Here is a 20434-nt window from a genome sequence, read left to right on the forward strand (position 1 = left end):
AAACGGCGGCCGTAACTATAACGGTCCTAAGGTAGCGAAATTCCTTGTCGGGTAAGTTCCGACCTGCACGAATGGCGTAACGACTTCCCCGCTGTCTCCAGCATCGACTCAGTGAAATTGAATTCCCCGTGAAGATGCGGGGTTCCTGCGGTTAGACGGAAAGACCCCGTGCACCTTTACTATAGCTTTGCAGTGGCATTAGTGACGGCATGTGTAGGATAGGTGGTAGGCTTTGAAGTCCGGGCGCCAGCTCGGATGGAGCCGTCCTTGAAATACCACCCTTACTTTTACTGATGTCTAACCGCGGTCCGTTATCCGGATCCGGGACCCTGCATGGTGGGTAGTTTGACTGGGGCGGTCGCCTCCCAAAGAGTAACGGAGGCGCGCGATGGTAGGCTCAAGCTGGTCGGAAATCAGCTGTTGAGTGCAATGGCATAAGCCTGCCTGACTGCGAGACGTACATGTCGAGCAGAGACGAAAGTCGGTCATAGTGATCCGGTGGTTCCACGTGGAAGGGCCATCGCTCAACGGATAAAAGGTACGCCGGGGATAACAGGCTGATCTCCCCCAAGAGTCCATATCGACGGGGAGGTTTGGCACCTCGATGTCGGCTCATCACATCCTGGGGCTGGAGCAGGTCCCAAGGGTTTGGCTGTTCGCCAATTAAAGTGGTACGTGAGCTGGGTTTAGAACGTCGTGAGACAGTTCGGTCCCTATCTGCCGTGGGTGTTGGAGAATTGAGAGGAGCTGCCCCTAGTACGAGAGGACCGGGGTGGACGTACCTCTGGTGTACCGGTTGTGGCGCCAGCCGCACCGCCGGGTAGCTAAGTACGGGCAGGATAACCGCTGAAAGCATCTAAGCGGGAAACCTTCCTCAAAACGAGTTCTCCCTGAAGAGTCGTGGAAGACCACCACGTTGATAGGCCAGGTGTGGAAGCGCGGCAACGCGTGAAGCTAACTGGTCCTAATCACTCGATCGGCTTGATTTGTTCAACCTCCCTCGCCCGATCTCGACCGGGGTTTCGGCCCCGCCGGGAAGAGGACGTTACGTACAGCAGAAAATCCCTGCTGCGCGCGCACGCGAACGCATTGCCCTGAAACAGGGCTCTCCCGTCAAAGAAGCAGGCACAAGAATCAGGAACTGACAGGTAGTTCCAGGAAAAATCTCCGGATGGCTGCGCGGGCTTCGATGGCCTGGTGGTTATTGCGAGGGGTTCAACACCCGATCCCATTCCGAACTCGGCCGTGAAAACCCTCAGCGCCGATGGTACTGCGTCTTAAGGCGTGGGAGAGTAGGTCGCTGCCAGGCCTTCCAAGTCCGCGGGCCGCCATCTCCGGAAACGCGCAAACCTTCGCGCCAGACCGACCTTCCTGATCGGATCCAGGCAACCCTCTGCACAATTTCGTACAGCAGCCGACAGCCGGTGGGGCCGCCAACGGCCCCTCCTCACACCGGCCAGATGAGACAAGCACCCATGACGCGGGGTGGAGCAGCCCGGTAGCTCGTCAGGCTCATAACCTGAAGGTCGCAGGTTCAAATCCTGCCCCCGCAACCAACACTAAGAGAAACAACCCCTTGATTTTCAAGGGGTTTTTCTTTTGCCTCATTCCCGATTTGTTCCCTGAATCGCCCCGTGATATCCTAAAAATGAACCGCACAACAACCGCGCAAAATCGCACGTTTTTAGAAGAACGGGGGAAACCGCATGGAACGACACCGAATTCTCGGAGACAAAGTGATTCTCCACCGCCGTGTCGACGGCGGCAACTGGCATGCCTATACCTTCTTCAAAGGCAATGAATGGCGCAAAAGCACCAAGGAAAAGAGTCTCGGCAAGGCCAAGGACGTTGCCACTGACTGGTATATGGAACTCTGCGCCAAGGACCACTACGGCGAACTGGAGACCGGAAAGACCTTCGCCGACGTGGCGAAGGTGTTCGAGACCGAGTACGAGGCAACGACACGTGGTCACCGCAGCCCCAAATGGGTACAAGGCCATAAGGATCGCATCCGCCTGCACCTGATGCCGTATTTCGGTAAGAAAGCCGTCGCGTCGATTACGTCCGGCACGGTCCAGGAATATCGCGTTCACCGGATGACGAAGCCCGCCGACTGGGACGATGACGAACAGGGCCGGGCATGGAAGCCGCCCGCCCGCAACACCATCCACAATGAAGTCGTCACGCTGAGCATGGTGCTCAAGACAGCACAGCGCCACGGCTGGCTTGAGAGCCTACCCGACCTGTCCGACCCCTACCGGCGCAGCAGCAAGGTCGAGCACCGTCCGTGGTTCACGCCGAACGAATACAAGCAGCTCTATACTGCGACGCGCAAGAACGCCGCGGAACCGAAAAGCCCACGCTACAAGTGGCACGCGGAGCAACTGCACGATTACGTGCTGTTCATGGCCAACACCGGGCTGCGCCCGGACGAGGCCAAACTTCTCGAATTCCGTGACGTGGAGATCGTCACCGACGAGTGGAGCGGCAAGCGCATCCTCGAAATCGAGGTGCGCGGCAAGCGCGGCGTCGGCTATTGCAAAAGCATGCCGGGCGCTGTGCGTCCCTTCGAGCGGCTGCGTGACCGGGAACGGCCGGTCGATGGCAGCGCGCTCGATCCCGCTGTTGAGGACGTCGAGATCGGGCCGCCCGAGCCAACCCACCGGCTCTTTCCGAACGAATTCAAGAAAATGTTCAACGGCATCATGACCGAGAACAAGCTGAAATTCGACCGCAACGGCAAGGCCCGCACCGCCTACAGCCTGCGGCACAGCTACATCTGTTTCCGCCTGCTGGAAGGCGCGGACATCTACCAGATCGCCAAAAACTGCCGCACCTCGGTCGAGATGATCGAGAAGCACTATGCGGCGCACCTGAAGGACATGATTGACACGTCGCTCATCAACGTCCGCAAGGAAAAGCGGCAGCTTCAGGAGCAGACCAAACAGGAAGAGGCCGAAAACCGGCCCGAAGCGTAGTTCGCTCCCGGCGCATCCCGCAGGGATGCCGCCTGTTCGCCGGTCCATATTTCGGCCGGCCGAGAAACTGCCTGATTTTACCTGCCCCGTGGCAGGACAAGACTACTCTCGATAACAAAATAAAACGGAGAGATTGATGCAAAGCCATACTCTTATTGACAAGAGACTCAAAGTCTACACGCGCGGCGAAAGCGCGTACTGGCAATGCGCGAGCTACATCAAAGGCAAGTATCATCGCAAATCCTCCAAGGAGACGAATCTCGCGCGCGCGAAACTTTTCGCCCTTGAATGGTACGCGGATTTAACCGCCCGGCTTCTTGGCGCCGAGCACGGTGGGCGGATGTTCGTTCAGGCCGCGCAGGCATTCGTGACCGAATACGAGGCGAGCGCGCAAAATTACCAAAGCCCCGACGCAGTGGAGGCAGACAAAGATCGCCTGTTACTGCATCTGGTTCCGTATTTCGACACCACATGCCTGTCCGAGATCGACTCCGGCGCAGTACAGCAATATCGCGCTCACCGACTGACGGAACCGGAACGCGAGGCGCAAAGCGCGGGCGCTCCGGTTGGCCGCGGAGGCGTAAAAGGATGGAAGCCACCCGGTCGGAAGGCGATCGAGGACGAGATCGAGACGCTGCGCATGGTTCTCGAAACCGCGCAGCGGCATGGCTGGATCGACAGGGTCCCCGATCTTTCGGACCCGTACGAGCAGAAAGGCGCAACCGAACCGCGGCCCGTGTTCACGCCGTGGGAGTACCGGCGACTGTGTGACGCGACCCGCCGGAACGCCGATCATCTGCATGACTACGTCGTGTTCATGGTCAATACCGGCTTGAAGCCGTCCGAAGCGGAAGCGATTTCCTACGATGATGTGGAGATCATCCGGGACGACGACGCCGGCGAAAGCATCCTCGAAATCGTGATAGGCGATAGTGACGACATCTGCCTAAGCACGCCGGCTGCGGTGTGCGCGTTCGAGCGCATGGTTGCCCGAAATACGCCGCAACCTGCCGACCGTTTGTTCCCTGCCACTATCAGAAAGCAGTTCAACGACATCCTTGCCCGGAACAATCTCAAACATGACCGGGCGGGCAAAGCCCGGACACCTTATAGCCTGAGGCAAAGCTATATCTGTTTCCGCCTTCTGGAAGGCGCGGGTTTCGACGAGTTGGCGCTGAACTGCCGCACATCCGTCGAAACCATAGAACAGCACTACGCTGCGCATCTACAGGACCTGGTCGGGGCCTTGCTCGACGACCTGCGGTCCGAACATCGCAGCGCCCCGCAGATTCTTCCGCACGAAGACGAATCCGGCATACGGCCGGAGATATAATCACGTCCCGAAGCATCCCGCAGGGATTCCGCTCGACCTTCTTTATCGTTTTCCAGTCCCGTCAGGCTCGGAAGGAAGCTTCACGAGCCGGTAGCTCCTGTCCCGTGGACATCTAAGGAGCTGGGCGGGCAGAAGGCCACCGCAGTTCATAGCGTCCGAACCCGGACCATTGCGGTGCGCCGATCTTCAGCCAGGCAGCGAAGGCACCTTCAGCGGCCGTCCGCGCCGCCCCGTGGGATCAACGGCGCGGGGCGCTTTCGTAACCGAGTCTCCGATCGCCTGTCGATCGTCCGTCTTCATACGACCTGATCCTCACATCCCTTCACGCGTTTCGTCGTTTCATCCGCCTCTCGTGTTCGGCGCGCTCTTGTTGGCGGGACCGTGGCCGCCGGCCGGCTCGCGGCAAGGCCAGGGCGAGGGCGCACGGTCGCTCCCGTGTTGCCTGCTCTTGCAGGCTGCCCGCGCCAGTCGCTGTGCGCCGCCTTGCCGCCAGCCGTCTCACCGGCGGCCAGTTGCGTCCCCGCAATCGCGCTTAAACCGAACACGGAGGACGTAACGATGAAACTCATCACCAAAACGCAATACGAGCGGATGCAGCAGAACGGCATCCGGTCTCAGGAAGATCCCGACTTCGATCCCGAACCTGTCGTCAAGCTCTTCACGCCGGACGCGAATGCGACCTGGCTCCTGACCGAGCTGGACCCCGACGACCCGGACCTCGCCTTCGGTCTCTGCGACCTCGGCATGGGCTGCCCCGAACTGGGCAGCGTGCGCATCTCCGAGATCAAGGCCATCCGCGGCAAGTTCGGCCTGCCGGTCGAACGCGACCTGTCTTTCCGACCCGACAAGCCCCTGTCGGACTATGCCGATCAGGCCCGTCTCGCTCAGTACATCAAGGCATGAGGGAGGGCCTGACCATGACATACGCTCCCCTTCATACCGAGAAGCAAAACGGCTGTCTCATCAGCATCTACGCCGACGAAAGTCCTGAAAGTCCGCGTGACTGGGACAATCTCGGCACGATGACCTGCTGGCATCGTCGCTATATCCTCGGCGACGAGCAGCCCTGTGACTCCGTTCCCCTGTATCTCGCCGGACTCGTGAACGACCTCTGGCGCGACGACTACAAGGCGCATCGACTCTACCGCGAAACCGGTGAGTCCTGGGATGACCTGTACGGGATTTCGGAATCGTGGTTCGAGCACAGATGGGCGGCCGACGGCTGCGCCCGGCTATTCGACGCCATATCCGCCAAGGCCGTCATCCTGCCGCTCTACCTCTACGACCACAGCGGCATCACCATGAACACCACGGGGTTCCATTGCCCGTGGGATTCCGGCCAGGTCGGCTTCATCCATGTCAGTCTTGAAGACGTGCGTCGTGAATACGGCGTTCGGCGCGTGTCGGCCAAGCTTCGCCAGACCGTCGAAGGCGCCCTGCGCGCCGAAGTCGGCGTTTACGACGATTACCTGCGGGGAAACGTCTATGGCTACGCGATCGAGCGCGACGGCGATCACGTCGACTCCTGCTGGGGGTATTTCGGCGACTTCGAGGAAGAATGCCTTGCAGAGGCGCGGCGGTGTTGCCTCTGAATGGGAGTTCTTCGACGGCTGACCGAATTGAGCGCTGCGGCGCAGGCTCAGGCCGATTGTGCTAGCTCGGCCTTGGATAGCTTCCCCAAGACTTCTTTGATCCGGTTCACCGCTTCATCAATGTCGTCATCGCTTGTACCGAAACCGGGACTGAAGCGGATCGAGGATTCCGCCGCATCGCTGTTCAGACCAATTGCTTTTAGGACATGCGACGGTTCCGGTATGCCCGACGTGCAGGCCGAGCCCGTCGAGGCCGCTACATATGGCTGCAAGGCAGCCAGAACGTCATGAGCGGCGAAACCCGAGAACGCGATATTCGCGTTTCCGGGATGGCGTGCCGGGCCTTCCGGCCCGTTCACCGTGATCGGCCAAGCGAGTCGCTTCAGCCCCTTAACAAGCCTGTCCCTCTTGTGGCGTAGTTCCTTGCGCCGGACTTCGGCAGTCGCGTCGGTAAACATGTCGGCTGCCGCGCCCATGCCGACGCAAAGCGAGACGGGCGTCGTGCCGGAACGCAAGCCGTTCTGCTGGCCGCCGCCGTATATCAGTGGCTCGATGCGGTCATGCAATTCGCGCGCAATGTAAACGGCTCCGATTCCCTTCGGTCCGTACATCTTGTGCGCCGAAAGGCTGAGCATATCCACGTATTCGGAAAAATTACTCAAATCAGTCGCGACCGGCGCTTGCGCCGCATCGCAGTGAAATACGGCGCCATAACTTTTTGCGATTCGTGAGAGTTCTTCGATATCCTGTATCGTGCCGATTTCATTATTTGCCGCCATGATCGAGACAAGAAGAACATCGTCGTCCAGCACGTTTTTAAACGTACACGCGTCGACGAAACCCTCCGCGTCGACGGGCAGATGCTCGACTTGCAAGCCGAGCTGTTCCTCAAGCGCCCGCGCCGCCGCCAACACGCATTTATGCTCGGCGGCGCTGACTAGCACGCGATTGCGCTTGCCGCCGGCTGCCCGGCGCGCGAGCCCCAGCAGGGCGAGATTGTTGGCTTCGGTTGCCCCCGAGGTGAAGATGATTTCATCGGCATCCGCGCCGATCAGCCGCGCGACTCGCGCGGCGGCATCTTCGACTGCGCGCGATGTTTCCCATCCGAGGACATGATCCGATGAATGCGGATTGCCGAAAGATTCGCTGAAATAGGGCGTCATTTCGGCGAAAACACGCGAGTCGACGGGGGTTGTGGCCTGATGGTCGAGATATATCGTGTTTCCGATTTTCATTTGTCCTCAATAACATAGAGGATAAAAGCCTTGCGGATCGCCGCTTTCCGGCATCCGCCCGCTTCTGGAGCCCGCCTCCAGCATTCGTTGACCATAGCACGTCATTCGGGCTAAAGTCGAGCTGGACGCATCATCCAGCAGCCCGAGGGAGACATGGCGCGCGGACCGCTTTTTCAGAATGACTACAGCCCGCAGTTTTCGGGACACGAAACCTTCCCGTTGCGCTACGGGTGGCTGAAAAAGGCGTTCGACCGCGTCGCCGAGACGGAGTCCGAAACCGACGACAACCGCGCTGCGTGTTGGGACGACGATGCCATAGCGCGTTTCGGTGTCGGCAAGAACATGGTCGGCTCTATCCGCTATTGGGCGAAAGCGGCGCGCATTATCCGGGAGCCCGCCACCAACACGGTAGAAACCACTGAACTCGGTCGGTTGCTGTTCGGTCCGGGCGGACTCGATCCGTGGATGGAATACCCCGCAACGCTATGGCTCCTTCACTGGCAGTTTGCGGCACACCCTGAACGAACCACATGGTTCTGGGCGTTCAGCCATTACCCCGCCATTACGTTTGAGCGGGATGGTCTGATCCGGAAACTCGATCGCCTTGCGAGCGATCGCGGATGGTCGCGCGTCGCGCAAACCACGCTCAAGAACGACGTGGCCTGTTTCATCCGCACCTATGTCGCACGGCAGCCGTCCGGCAAGACCGGGCATGACGATGCACTTGAGTCGCCGCTGACCGAGTTGGGACTCATCAAAGCCATCGGCAAGAACGACGGCTTTCGCTTCGTGCGCGGTCCGAAATCGACCTTGGGCGACGGCGTATTCGCTTACGCCCTTGTTGATTTCTGGTCTCGGTTCCATCCCAACGCCGCCACTCTGTCCTTCGAGGCCATTGCCCACGCGCCGGGCAGTCCGGGGCGCGTGTTTCAATTCGACGAGAATGACGTGGCCGACCGCCTCGCCGTACTCGACGATGCAACGGACGGCGCGCTCCGGTGGTCGGAAACCGCCGGGCTCAAGCAGGTTGTCCGCAACATCGAGATCGGCGAAGAGACGGCGCTTTCCTGGCTGCCTGGTGACTATGCTTCGCGCGCCGGGAAGGAGGCCGCCTGATGCTTCTGAAAGATCGCGTTCGTATCGCCCGCCGCTTCCTGAGATCGGTTCGCATCGACGCGGACCTCGGGGACGCCGATGCCCTCGACGGCTTCGTGTGCCCTCAGTCCTCGGCGGAAGTTCTCGCCACGATGGCGCGGCACGTGTCCGAGACCGGGCAGGGCGCATTCACCTGGACCGGTCCCTACGGCAGCGGCAAATCCAGCCTTGCCGTTGCGCTCGCCGCTCTGCTGAGCGGCGATGCCGGATTGCAAAAACAGGCGGCGAAGGTTTTCGGGCAGAGCCTGACGAACACCATTCGGAAAGCCTTGCCGACAGGCACAAAGGGATGGCGCATCCTTCCCGTCGTCGGTACGCGTGCCGATCCCGTCACAGTCATAGGTGAAGCCGCCAAAAGAGCCGGGCTTGTGCCGCGCGTACCGCGCGGCGGATGGACCGAGACCAACCTGATAGAGACGCTTGCCGACGCGGCCGCATGCAAGCCGAAGACTCACGGCGGGCTTGTCCTCTTCATCGACGAAATGGGCAAGTTTCTCGAAGCCGCCGCGCAGGACGGCTCGGATATCTACATCCTTCAGCAGCTCGCGGAAGCGGCTTCGCGAAGCAACGGGCGTCTCCTGATCGTCGGCGTGCTGCACCAGGCATTTGAGGAATACGCGCACCGGCTCTCGCATGACATGCGGGACGAATGGGCGAAGATACAGGGCCGGTTCGTCGACCTTGTCGTCGATACGGCGGGTGAAGAACAAATCGACCTCATCTCCCGTGCGATAGAGAGCGATCACGCCGCGAAGAAACCGGGCGCTCTTGCGTCTTCGGTCGCCGCATTCGCGCGGCGCGATCGGCCTCGTGAGGATGCTTCGCGGCTGGCTTCGATGCTTGAGGACTGCTGGCCGCTACATCCGGTCGTCGCCGCATTGCTCGGTCCGATTTCGCGGCGGCGTTTCGGCCAGAACCAGCGCAGTATCTTCGGGTTTCTCAATTCATCCGAACTGCACGGTTTTCAGGATTTCCTGAACCATGCGAAGGACGGCGAGCTCTACGGTCCTGACCGGCTGTGGGACTATCTGCGCGCCAACCTGGAGCCGTCCATACTGGCTTCGCCTGACGGACACCGGTGGGCGCTGGCGGCCGAAGCGCTGGAACGCTGCGAGTCCCTTGGCGGCGATGCGCTGCATGTCAGGTTGCTCAAGACCATCGCCGTGATCGACCTGTTCAAGGAGCGCTCGGGCCTCGTTCCGCATTCCGAGTTGTTGCGATCCTGTTTTCCCGACACGGCGCAAAAGGCGATCGAGAAGGCGCTTTCCGACCTCGATGGCTGGTCGCTCACGATCTTCAAGAAGTTTCTCGACGCTCGCGCCATTTTCGCCGGCAGCGACTTCGATATCGAACAGGCGGTCCGCACGGCGCTCGATGAAATCGACGAGATCGACTTCGAGCACCTGAAATCGCTTGCCGGTCTCCAGCCGATCCTCGCCAAGCGCCACTACCATGAAACCGGCGCCATGCGCTGGTTCGACGTGAACATCGTGCCGGTCAGCGGCATCGTCGAGTTCGCCGCCGGTTTCGAACCGGAGAACGGCGCAATCGGACAGTTTCTGCTTGCGATCCCGACGGAGGGAGAAAAAGAGGGGCGGGCTGAAAAGCTGTGCCGGGAAGCGGCCTCCCTCAGTGAGAAGGACAAGGGCGATATCGTCGTCGGCATTTCCAAACAGTCATGGGCCGTCGTCCCGCTGGCGCGGGAACTGATCGCGCTGGAGAACGTCAGCAACGATCACCCCGAACTGGCCGGAGACCAGGTTGCCCGACGGGAGGTTTCGGCCCGGCTTGCGGCGTTGCAGGCGCTTTTGGAAACCGAGTTGCATAAGGCTTTCGACAACGCGCTGTGGTTCCGCAAAAAGCACCACAAGAAGCGGCTGCAACAGGCCGATCTGAACAGCATCGCCTCTGAACTGGCGGATCGCCGCTTCCCCGAGAGCCCGCGTCTCCATAATGAACTGCTAAACCGGCAGCAGCCGTCCGGCAGCGCCATAATGGCGCAGAACAAGCTTCTGCACCGCATGGTCGTCAATGAAGGCGAGGCGCGGCTCGGTATCGACGGTTACCCGGCCGAAGGTGGGCTGTTCGCTTCCATCCTGGAAAAAACCCACCTGTACGTCCGGCAGGGTAAGACGTTCCGGTTCGTTGCGCCGGCGGCCGGTGACGATCCGTGCCGTCTCGCGCCGATGTGGCAGGCCGCCTTCGAACACGTAAAGAAGAATGCCGATCGGACGGTAACCGTTTCGGAGCTTTTCGAGCTGTGGCGTGAGCCGCCGTTCGGCGTCAAAGACGGCCTGATGCCGCTTCTCGCCGTCGCGTTCATCCAGTCCCAGCGTGACAAGCTTGCGGTTTACCGCGAGGGAATTTTCAGGGTCCGGTTCGACGATGTGGATGCCGATTATCTCGCCAAGGACGCAACCGTCATCCAATTGCGCTGGATGGACCTGACGGATATTGCGCGGCGTCTTTTGTCGGATATGGCGGAAGTCGTTCGTGATCTCGATCGAACCAACGAGCTTGTCCATCTCGAACCCATCGACGTTGGTCGCGGGTTAATGTCGATTTACGAGCAGTTGCCGAACTGGACGACACGGACAATGCGCCTGTCGGCCAACGCGGTGCGGATTCGCGACCTGTTCAAACGCGCCCACGATCCGAACCGGTTCCTGTTCGATGATATTCCGGGAACCCTCGGAGAGGACGTGGCGCTGGATACGGATGACGATCTCCGTCGGATCATCGAGAGTGTACGCGACGGGCTCGAAGAGCTGGTACAGGCTTATCCTTCGATGTTGCATCGCATGCGCGACCTGATGCTCGCCGAATTGCAGGTGCCGAACATATCGCCGCAGTCTCTCGCTGAACTGCGTGAGCGCGCCGAAAACATCAGACAGCTCGCCGGCGACTTCCGGCTCGACGCCTTCGTCGGCCGGCTGGCGCGGTTCGACGATTCGGAAGAGAGTTTCGAGGGCATCGCCAGCCTGGCCGCGAACAAGCCGCCGCGCGACTGGGTCGATCCGGACCTTGACCAAGCGGCGATCGAAATCGCCGATATGGCGCAAAAATTCCTTCGCGCGGAAACATATGCACGCGTGAAGGGCCGTCCCGACAAGCGTCATGCGATGGCCGTCGTCATCGGCACGAACGGACGGCCCGCGCCGATGCTTGAAGAGTTCGATGTTGCGGACTCGGACCGCGCAGCCGTGAACGCACTCATAGACCGTGTCGAGGCGGCACTCGACGAATCCGACACATCCAGGCGCAGCATCATTCTGGCTGCGCTGGCTGAACTGAGTGCGCGCTACATGGAAAAACCCGCAACGCCCGAGAAGAACGGGAAAGGAAGAGCCGCCTCTTGACGACCGATGCCGTGAAACACGTCCTTGGCCTTTCCGGCGGCCGCGACAGCGCGGCGCTAGCCGTCTATATGCGTCAGCATCATCCCGAACTGGAGATCGAGTATTTCTTCACGGACACGGGCAAGGAGTTGCCCGAGGTCTATGAATATCTCGGGCGGCTGGAGGGATTCCTCGGGCAACCGATATTGCGGCTGAACCCCGACCGCGATTTCGATTTCTGGCTCAAGCAGTACAATGATTTCCTGCCGTCACCCCAGACACGCTGGTGCACACGGCAGCTCAAGCTTCGTCCGTTCGAGCGCTGGCTACGTCCGATGCTCGACGACGGCATGACGGTGTACAGCTACGTCGCCATCCGCAGTGACGAGGAATACCGCGAAGGGTATTCATCGAAGCATGACAAGCTCATTGTTCGGCTACCTTTCAAGGAAGCCGGAATCGACAAAGCCGGCGTCCTCGACGTTCTGGAAGGGGCCGGGCTCGGTTTGCCGAGATACTACGAGTGGCGAACTCGCAGCGGCTGCACCTTCTGTTTCTTCCAGCAAAAAATCGAATGGGTGCGACTGAAGGAGCAACACCCGGAAGCATTCGAAGAAGCCAAGGCGTATGAGAAGGACGCGGTCGAACACGGTTCCCCGTTCACCTGGAGCCAGGGCGAATCTCTCGAAGAGCTGGAACAGCCTGAGCGGGTCGCGCAGATCAGGGAAGATCACGAACAGCGACTTGCGCGCATGAAGTCGAAGGTTCAGCCGAACCCGCTCCGACCGGACAGCGAGCCACTGGATATCGACGACCTGTATGGCAAGGCGAAAGTCTGTCTGGCATGTCACAAATAAAGAAGGCGGGGGCACGGACGGTTGGACCTGGACTCCTTGATAGATTTTGCGAACGAGGCAACCGAGGAAATCGCCAAGTACACGGTGCCCGTCACTTTGTCGCCAGAGAAGATGATGGCGAATGAGCACGCAATTGAAGCCCTTGCGTGGGACTCCATCAGCTACGGCGAGGAAGAGTTGGAAAAGGTTCCCGCTGACAAGCGAGGCATCTACGCCTTCGCGATTTGCAGGAACAACGATGTGCTTCCGCCTCACGGGTACATTCTCTACATCGGAATCGCGGGACGCGATTCCGAACGCCCCCTGAGGGAGCGGTATAAGGATTATCTCAACGCCAGGAAGGTCAAGAAACGCGCGCGCATCGCGCGGATGATCGGAACCTGGCACCAAGTATTGCGGTTCTACTTCGCTCCCATCGACGAAAACACCTCTTCAGATGACCTGAAAGCACTTGAGCAGCAGCTCAATACGGCGCTGATGCCGCCATTCTCCGAAGGAGACCTTGAAGCCGATACAAAGCAAAAACGGAGGGCATTCCGGTAATGGCGAAAAAGCAAAAGCAAATTGTACTGCCGGCCCTCCGTGGCGTCATGGGAGATTGGGTTTTCTATTCATGCCTTATGGACGTGGGGGAATTGAGTTCCCGCGTCAACTACGCGGAGGAAATCCACGAGAACGAAGCGCTTTCGGACATGATCCAAAGACACCTCAAGAGAGGCCGTGCCGCACAGATCGCGGACTATCTCAAGAGACAGCCCGAGCGCTTCTTCAATTCCCTCGTCATCGCGACATACGGCGGCCAGCCGAACTGGCACGCCCTGTCGGACGTTCGCAGCAAGGCCGCCCCGGATGAGCTGACGAACCTGACCGAAGACACGGTTTCCTCCGTCGGATTCCTGACGCTCACGGGGCAGGAGAAGCTATTTGCGCTCGATGGTCAGCATCGTCTGGCGGGCATCAAAAAGGCAGTGAAAGAGAGTCTGGACGACGACCCATATGATGAACTCTCCGTCATATTCGTGGGGCACAAGGACACCAAGAAAGGGTTGGAGCGCACACGCCGGTTGTTCACGACCCTGAACAAGACGGCACGGCCTGTCTCCAAAGGGGAAATCATCGCCCTCGACGAGGACGATGTGATGGCCATTTGCGTGAGGCGACTCATTGAGCAAACGGAACTTTTCGGGGGCAACAGGATCGCTTTTGTCGCCAGCAACAACATGCCGACCGCCAATACGACGAGCTTAACGACAATCGCCAACCTCTACGACGTGCTGACGATCCTGTTTACAAACGCGCATTCGGATTTGCGAGAGCAGAAGGCGGATTTGCAGAGGGTGCGTCCCGACGACAAGGTTCTCGAAAAATATTTCAAGATGGCCGAGAGCTACTTCGTGGAGCTTGGAAAGAACTTCAAGGCACTGAGTGAGTTTTTCGGTGCGAAAAACACCGAACCGGTGGTCAAAAAATACCGAGGAAACCACGGCGGGCACGTCCTGTTCAGGCCGATCGGGCTGGAAATCATAACGCGTGTGGTCGCCCGTCTGACGAAAGAAATGAGCCTTGGCAAGGCCGTGAAACTCGCATCGGAACTGCCGCACGATTTGAACGAAGAACCGTATCAATGGCTCATGTGGGAGCCGAATAAGAAGACAATGCTGAACGGACACAAGGTTACGATACGCGAAGTTCTTTTGTACATGGTCGGCAAGAACGCCAAGAACTACTCGGAAGCGACGCTGTTGGAGCGGTATCAACGGGAAACCGGGGATGAAACCGCCGAATTGCCGGAGAAGATCGTATGACACGGTCGCATAAGCACCCGACTACGAAATGCCGAAAGCCAGGCATTCGAGAGTGCGGCGGCGGCGCCCGTATTTGAGTGAGCCATGACGGAAACCACGGATACATCCTCAACCGCTCCGGGCATGGCGCTGCAAGCACTTCTGCGCAACGCCAAGACATCGGCATTGCGGGAGGTGATCGGTCCGTCGATCGTGGATACGCTTCGGGGGCTCGATCCCGAGCTGGATTCCGGCACCCGTCTCGGTGAGCTGGCGGCCAGCCTCATCGAGCCATCCGAAGCATTGCGTGACCCGGAAATGCGCAACCGCATCATCCGCATGCTGCCCTTACCCAAGGCGCGCGAGCTTGGCGGGCATCTCGGTGCGAAAGACGGCCGCACGCTTTATGACGATCTCTGCACAGCCGCCGCCGACCCCGCGGCGCTGACTGTGTTGTACTCGTTCTTCGGCGTGGTCCGGGACGTTCGCGCGCCGGCGGACTCATCGCCGGACGCCATGAAGGCGGCTGCCGGTTACGCGCTGTTCGATCACCAGCGCGCCGCCGCCGAGCGTGTCGTTCACGCTCTGGGTAACGCGCCGCACAAGGTCATTCTTCATATGCCCACCGGTGCCGGCAAAACCCGCACGGCAATGCACATCGTCGCGGAGCATCTGCGCCGGAGCGAGCCCACCGTCGTTTGCTGGCTGGCCCAGAATGCGGAACTTCTCGACCAGGCCGCCGACGAGTTCGAAAACGCATGGCGCTTCCTCGGCAACCGGGAAACCGGACTCGTGCGTTTCTGGGGGCACAGAAGACCGGATGTTCTCGACATACAGGACGGCGTGATCGTCTCCGGCCTCGCCAAGATGTCCGCGCTCGACAACCGCGATCCCGCAACCCTGCTGCGTCTGGCGGACCGCGTCTCGTTGACGATCATCGACGAGGCGCACCAGGCGATTGCGCCGACCTACGCGGCGATCCTCACGGCCCTCTACAGCAAGCGACCGCACAACGCCTTGCTCGGACTGACGGCGACGCCGGGACGAAGCTGGTCGGATATCGGCGAGGACCGCAAGCTTTCGGATTATTTCGACGGCCGCAAGGTCACGCTCGAAGTCGAGGGTTACGACGACCCGGTCTCGTTCCTGATCGACCAGAAGTACCTTGCGCGGCCTATCTTCCGCACACTCAATTCCGATGCGGGCCTCAAACTGAGCGAGAACGATGTAAATGCGCTCTCGTCCGCGATCGACGTGCCGGAGCAGATTCTGGAACGTCTGGGTACGGACACGCAGCGCAACCTGAAAATCCTGTCCGCTGTCGAAGACCTGATGACGCGGCACCGCCGCGTCATCGTTTTTGCGCCTTCCGTGGAGAATGCGCGCATGCTTACGGCGATCTTGTCCATACGGGGACATGAAGCATTCGTCGTGACGGGACAAAGCAATACGGCGGAAAGGGAAAGAATAATAAGGCGTTTTAAAAGTAAAGATAATCGCGCTATGGTGGTTGTGAACTATGGTGTCTTAACCACCGGATTCGATGCGCCCGCGACAAGCGCGGCGGTCATCGCGCGCCCGACACGGTCGCTTGTTCTTTACAGCCAGATGGTCGGCAGGGCGACGCGCGGTACACGTGCCGGTGGAAACGACGAGGCCGAGATTGTAACGGTTGTCGATCCGCACTTGCCGGGCTTTGGCAGCGTTGCCGACGCATTCAAGAACTGGGAGGACGTTTGGGATGAGCCTGACAGAAGCTGCTGAGTCGCAAAGGCTCGACGGAGAAATCATTCCGCCTGAACTGGCCGTGAAGGCCATGCGCGACAGCGGCTACAAGAACACCGCATACGCGCTCGCCGAACTGATCGACAATTCCGTCCAGGCGAACGCAAGCAATGTCGAGGTGATCTGTCTTGAGGGCTATCGGCAGGTCAACGAACGCGCCAGCCGCAGGATTCAGGCAATCGGTATTCTCGACAACGGCGACGGCATGACGCCCGAGACGCTGCGTCTCGCCCTCCAGTTCGGGAACGGCACGCACCTGACGGACAGAAAAGGGATCGGCCGCTTCGGCATGGGCCTGCCGAATTCCTCGATATCGCAGTGCCGTCGCGTGGAAGTCTGGACGTGGCAGAACGGTCCGGACAACGCCATGTATTCCTATCTCGATGTCGATGAAATCGAGGGGCGGCGCCTGTTCGCCGTTCCGGCCCCCGAGCACAAGCCGTTGCCCGAGGAATGGCGCGCCCGTTCCGACAATGTTGAAACGACCGGCACGCTCGTACTCTGGAGAAACTTTGACGATCATCGGCTGAGCTGGCGCGGCGCGCTGGCGACACTACGCCATACGGAATCGCTTGTCGGGCGCATGTACAGGAAGTTCATCGACAGCGGGCATCTGTCGATCCGGCTCCTGGCACTGCTCGAAGACGAGGATGATCCGACCTTCGACGAACCGGTGCGCGTCAACGACCCGCTCTACCTGATGCGAAATTCATCGACCCCCGCCCCGTTCAACATCGAGCCGATGTTTCAGCCCTGGGGCGACGCCGACGAGGTGTTCTCAATCGAGTATGACGGCGCAACACATGACGTCGTGGTCCGCATGAGCTGGGCGCGGGAAGAAACCGTGCCGGAAGACAGGAGCGACCGCGGCTCGAAGCCCTACGGCAAACACGCCGCCAAGAATATCGGCCTGTCCATTGTCCGCGAGGGCCGCGAACTGGACCTCGACCCCGCATGGACCAACAGCTACGACCCGACCGAACGCTGGTGGGGCGTCGAGGTTGAGTTCCCTTCCACACTCGACGAGGTGTTCGGCGTTACGAACACCAAACAAAGCGCCACGATCTTCTCGCATATGGCCCAGTTCGACTGGAAGGCGGAAGCCAATCCGGGAGAATCGCGGTCGGAGTTCCAGGAACGCATACAGGGCGAAGGCGATCCGCGTGCGATTCTGCTGCCGATCGTCGATCACATACGCGATCAGATTCAGGAGGTGCGCAAGCGCCTCAAGAAACAGAATGTCGGACGCCGGACGAAAGAAGACAGGCATGACGAGCCTGACGTGTCCGACCTGGCCACGACAAAATTCCGCGAGCGCGCCGAACAGGGACACGAGACTGAGTCCGACCGCGAAGAGTTCACGGAGAAGGATCGCGACGATCTTGAGAAAGACCTGATGGAGGACAAACACTACCGTCAGGACGTTGCCCGCGAAATCGCCGAAGCGACTTTTACGCGCAAACGGAAGGTCCTGTTCCTTGAAAAGGCGATGGAAGGCTATGCCTTCTTCAATGTCGAACACAAACAGGGCGGGCTGACTGAAGTCGTCTTCAACAGCAACCATCCCTTTTACGACCAGCTCATAGAATCGCTGCGGCCCGATATCGGCGACGAGACCGACGCCGAGTTGATGGAGCGGATACACACGGCCGCCGATACGCTGGAGCTGCTGTTCGCAGCCTGGGCGCGCTATGAGATGGAGGAAGTGCGGCAGAAGAACCGGCTGTTCGAGATGCGGCAGGAATGGGGAAAGATGGCGCGCTTCTTCCTCACGGAAGAGGACGACGAATGATATGGCGGTTGTCCTTCCCGGCGACGGTATTCTCGAACTTGTCACGGCCGCCACCGACCGGGTGGTCATAGCAGCGCCGTACATCAAATCCCCGACCCTGCGCCGGTTGCTCGATGCCGTCCCCGAGACGGTGTCGGAATGCATCTGCGTCACGCGCTGGCTTCCCGAAGACATCGCCTCCGGCGTCTGTGATCTCGAAATCCTCGACGACATCGCCGGCGCGCGCGGCGGACGCCTTCTGGTCCATCCGCACCTGCATGCGAAATACTATTCGAACGGCAGGGACTGTCTCGTCGGTTCCGCCAATCTCACGGCGCGGGGACTCGGCTGGCACACGCCGTCCAATGTCGAGTTGCTTGTCGCCCTTCCGGCCGAGTTCGAGGGGCTGGCCGAATGGGAATACGGGCTGCTGGGCTCCGCCGTGCAAGCCACCGAAGAGTTGCGCGACCGCATTCGCCGGCAGGCCGACGCCCTGAAACAGGACGAAACCCCGCGCCGTCTTCCGGAGGTTGAAGACGATGCTGCGATAGAGGCTGAGCAGACATTGTGGGTGCCGCAATGCCCGACGCCGGACCGCCTCTGGCAGGTCTATCGCGGGCGCGGCGCCGATACGATGGTGAGCAGCGCGTTCGAGGCGGCCCAGGCGGATCTGGCGGCGTTGTCCCCGCCGCAGGGGCTGACGCAGGATCTCTTCACCGCCTATGTGGCGGGTATACTGAAACAGATGCCGTTGCTCGCCGAGATAGACAAGCTGGCGGCGGCCGGTCTGACGGACACGAAGGCGTACGAGTTCCTGGCCGATAGTCTCGGCGGCACCGTTGCGGAAGAGGACCACGCGCAGATCTGGCGCGTGGTCAAACTCTGGCTGGTGCATTTCTTCCCCGACACCTACCGGCTTGAAACCGGCCAGGAGGTTCTTGTGAAGGGCAGAGAGCTGCCTCGACGATGATCGGTCGTTTACGCGATCGCCGATATTGTAGGGACGCTTCATTTAACATTGACGCAGGCGGGCAACATGCAATTCACGAAGACTGACTTTATTCAGTATTTGAATTGCCCGAAGTCGCTCTGGTTGCTCAAGCGGGCCCCGGAGAACTACCCCCACGGTGAGTTTTCCGCCTTCATGCAAAAGCTTGTGCGCGAAGGCTACGAGGTCGAGCGATATGTCCGGCAGTTCTTTGAGGACGCCGGAGATCGTGCGGTCACTTTTCAGCGGGTGTTCGAGACGGAGGACGGCCTGTTCGCGCGGGCCGATGCCGTCGAGGTGACGGGCAACGGCGAGACCGTGCTCTTCGAGATCAAATCTTCGACCAGCGTGAAAACCGATAACCAGCACAACCACGTCAAGGATGCCTGTTTTCAAAAGGTCTGCGCAGAGCGTGCCGGACAGCGCATCGACCGGGTGTATCTCTTGCACCTGAACGGGGAATATGTCCGTGCCGGTGATGTCGCCCCCGAAGAATTGCTGGTGTTTGCCGACGTGACCGATCAGGTGGATGGCATTTCCGCTGAAACCGTCGCGGAGATCGACGAAGCGCTTGCGTTCCTCGCGAATGAAATCGACAGGAACGGCTGTTCCTGCGTCGAGTTATCCCGAGGCAATCACTGCGATACCTTCACGCTCTTCAACCCCGGTGTTCCCACGCCGTCGATCTACAGTCTGCCGAGACTGAGCGCAAAGAAGCGGAGCGACTTCCTGACGAAGGGCGTGTTGGCGCTGGATGCCGTCGCGGACGATTATCCGTTGTCGGAAAGTCAAAGGCTGGTGGTGCAGGCCGCGAAGAGTGGCGAGCCGCAGATCAACTCCGCGGGTGTCCGCGCGTTTCTGTCGAGACTGACCTTCCCGCTGTATTTTTTCGACTATGAAACCTATGCGTCCGCAGTGCCGCTGGTCGACGGGGCCAGTCCCCACAAGCATTTTCCGGTTCAGTATTCGCTGCACATTCTGGAAGAGGACGGCACCCTCGCGCACCGGGAGTATCTGGCCCGAGAAGCGCGGATGCCGCTTGGGCTCATCGAGCAGATGCAGGCTGATATCGGGTCTGAGGGCAGCATCGTCTCGTGGCATGCGTCGTTCGAGAAGATGTGCAACCGGGAGATGGCAAGGAACTTCCCCGACAAGGCCGACTTTCTGAACGATCTGAATGACCGGATGGTGGACCTAGAGGACGTGTTTAAGGCGGACTACGTCGATGCAAGGTTCGATGGTTCGACGTCTATCAAGAAGGTGCTTCCCGTTCTGTGCCCCGATCTCGATTACAGCGATCTCGACGTTCAGGACGGGTCATCGGCGATGGAGGCATGGGAGCGTATGCTCAATGCCGAGCCTCAAGAGGCGGAGCGCGTTGCCCAATCTCTCTTGAGTTATTGCGATCGGGATACCTTCGCGATGGTGGAAATCTACCGTTTTCTCTCCGGGATATAGCCCCTGGTCTGCCGTAGAGGGCGCGCCCGGCTGCGCCGGGCCGGGCTCTCGTGAACCGAACCCCGCCTGGTGCGGGTTTCGGCCATCCGGCGTCGATCCCTCGCGCACGGGGCTGCTGACGCGCCCCGTATCCTTGTCCGGTTTGCAGTGATCCGGCGCG

At 60.0% G+C, this 20434-nt stretch carries 14 protein-coding genes, 1 tRNA gene and 2 rRNA genes; 16 read left to right on the forward strand and 1 reads right to left on the reverse strand.

The annotated features are described in order from the left end of the window. The 7 genes from RLQ26_00075 to RLQ26_00105 all read left to right on the forward strand — a co-directional run. Positions 1 to 989, forward strand: a 23S ribosomal RNA gene (locus tag RLQ26_00075); the annotation flags it as partial. A 204-nt stretch (positions 990 to 1193) separates the two neighbouring features. Further along, positions 1194 to 1309 (forward strand): 5S ribosomal RNA (rrf, locus tag RLQ26_00080). Between the two features lie 170 nt (positions 1310 to 1479). Continuing rightward, positions 1480 to 1556, forward strand: a tRNA-Met gene (locus RLQ26_00085). Between the two features lie 150 nt (positions 1557 to 1706). Continuing rightward, positions 1707 to 2978, forward strand: coding sequence for a site-specific integrase (locus RLQ26_00090; protein ID MEQ9087123.1), 1272 nt, complete (start codon positions 1707 to 1709; stop codon positions 2976 to 2978). A gap of 136 nt (positions 2979 to 3114) precedes the next feature. Continuing rightward, the gene (locus RLQ26_00095) at positions 3115 to 4311 is read left to right on the forward strand and encodes a site-specific integrase (GenBank protein ID MEQ9087124.1); all 1197 of its coding nucleotides are present in this window, start codon (positions 3115 to 3117) and stop codon (positions 4309 to 4311) included. A gap of 558 nt (positions 4312 to 4869) precedes the next feature. Next, positions 4870 to 5214: a DUF2958 domain-containing protein gene (locus RLQ26_00100; GenBank protein MEQ9087125.1), complete on the forward strand. Its 345-nt coding sequence runs from the start codon at positions 4870 to 4872 to the stop codon at positions 5212 to 5214. Between the two features lie 14 nt (positions 5215 to 5228). Continuing rightward, positions 5229 to 5903 carry a hypothetical protein gene (locus RLQ26_00105; protein MEQ9087126.1) on the forward strand — a complete coding sequence of 225 codons (675 nt, stop codon included), beginning with the start codon at positions 5229 to 5231 and terminating at the stop codon, positions 5901 to 5903. Positions 5904 to 5950: 47 nt separating this feature from the next. On the opposite strand, the gene RLQ26_00110 is transcribed toward RLQ26_00105, so the two are convergent. Further along, positions 5951 to 7138, reverse strand: coding sequence for a cysteine desulfurase family protein (locus RLQ26_00110; GenBank protein MEQ9087127.1), 1188 nt, complete (start codon positions 7136 to 7138; stop codon positions 5951 to 5953). Positions 7139 to 7291: 153 nt separating this feature from the next. On the opposite strand from RLQ26_00110, the gene RLQ26_00115 reads away from it, so the two are divergent. The 9 genes from RLQ26_00115 to RLQ26_00155 all read left to right on the forward strand — a co-directional run bounded on the left by RLQ26_00115 (position 7292) and on the right by RLQ26_00155 (position 20274). Further along, a complete protein-coding gene (locus RLQ26_00115; GenBank protein ID MEQ9087128.1) occupies positions 7292 to 8254 on the forward strand; it encodes a DUF4007 family protein in 963 nt (320 codons plus the stop codon). Further along, positions 8254 to 11652, forward strand: coding sequence for an ATP-binding protein (locus RLQ26_00120; GenBank protein MEQ9087129.1), 3399 nt, complete (start codon positions 8254 to 8256; stop codon positions 11650 to 11652). The genes RLQ26_00115 and RLQ26_00120 overlap by 1 nt, the downstream gene beginning before the upstream one ends. 11 nt (positions 11653 to 11663) lie before the next feature. Then, positions 11664 to 12488: a phosphoadenosine phosphosulfate reductase family protein gene (locus RLQ26_00125; GenBank protein MEQ9087130.1), complete on the forward strand. Its 825-nt coding sequence runs from the start codon at positions 11664 to 11666 to the stop codon at positions 12486 to 12488. A gap of 21 nt (positions 12489 to 12509) precedes the next feature. Continuing rightward, positions 12510 to 13031 carry a hypothetical protein gene (locus tag RLQ26_00130; protein ID MEQ9087131.1) on the forward strand — a complete coding sequence of 174 codons (522 nt, stop codon included), beginning with the start codon at positions 12510 to 12512 and terminating at the stop codon, positions 13029 to 13031. Next, positions 13031 to 14293 carry a DNA sulfur modification protein DndB gene (locus RLQ26_00135; GenBank protein MEQ9087132.1) on the forward strand — a complete coding sequence of 421 codons (1263 nt, stop codon included), beginning with the start codon at positions 13031 to 13033 and terminating at the stop codon, positions 14291 to 14293. The genes RLQ26_00130 and RLQ26_00135 overlap by 1 nt, the downstream gene beginning before the upstream one ends. A gap of 84 nt (positions 14294 to 14377) precedes the next feature. Continuing rightward, positions 14378 to 16036 carry a DEAD/DEAH box helicase gene (locus RLQ26_00140; GenBank protein ID MEQ9087133.1) on the forward strand — a complete coding sequence of 553 codons (1659 nt, stop codon included), beginning with the start codon at positions 14378 to 14380 and terminating at the stop codon, positions 16034 to 16036. After that, on the forward strand, positions 16014 to 17849 hold the full coding sequence (locus RLQ26_00145; protein ID MEQ9087134.1) for an ATP-binding protein: 1836 nt from the start codon (positions 16014 to 16016) through the stop codon (positions 17847 to 17849). Before RLQ26_00140 ends, RLQ26_00145 begins: the two co-directional genes overlap by 23 nt. A 1-nt stretch (position 17850) precedes the next feature. Then, on the forward strand, positions 17851 to 18798 hold the full coding sequence (locus RLQ26_00150; protein ID MEQ9087135.1) for a phospholipase D family protein: 948 nt from the start codon (positions 17851 to 17853) through the stop codon (positions 18796 to 18798). A 66-nt stretch (positions 18799 to 18864) separates the two neighbouring features. After that, a complete protein-coding gene (locus RLQ26_00155) occupies positions 18865 to 20274 on the forward strand; it encodes a DUF2779 domain-containing protein (GenBank protein MEQ9087136.1) in 1410 nt (469 codons plus the stop codon). The last annotated feature ends 160 nt before the right edge of the window (positions 20275 to 20434 follow it).

The organism is Alphaproteobacteria bacterium, assembly GCA_040220875.1.
Taxonomy (GTDB): Bacteria; Pseudomonadota; Alphaproteobacteria; order JAVJVX01; family JAVJVX01; genus JAVJVX01.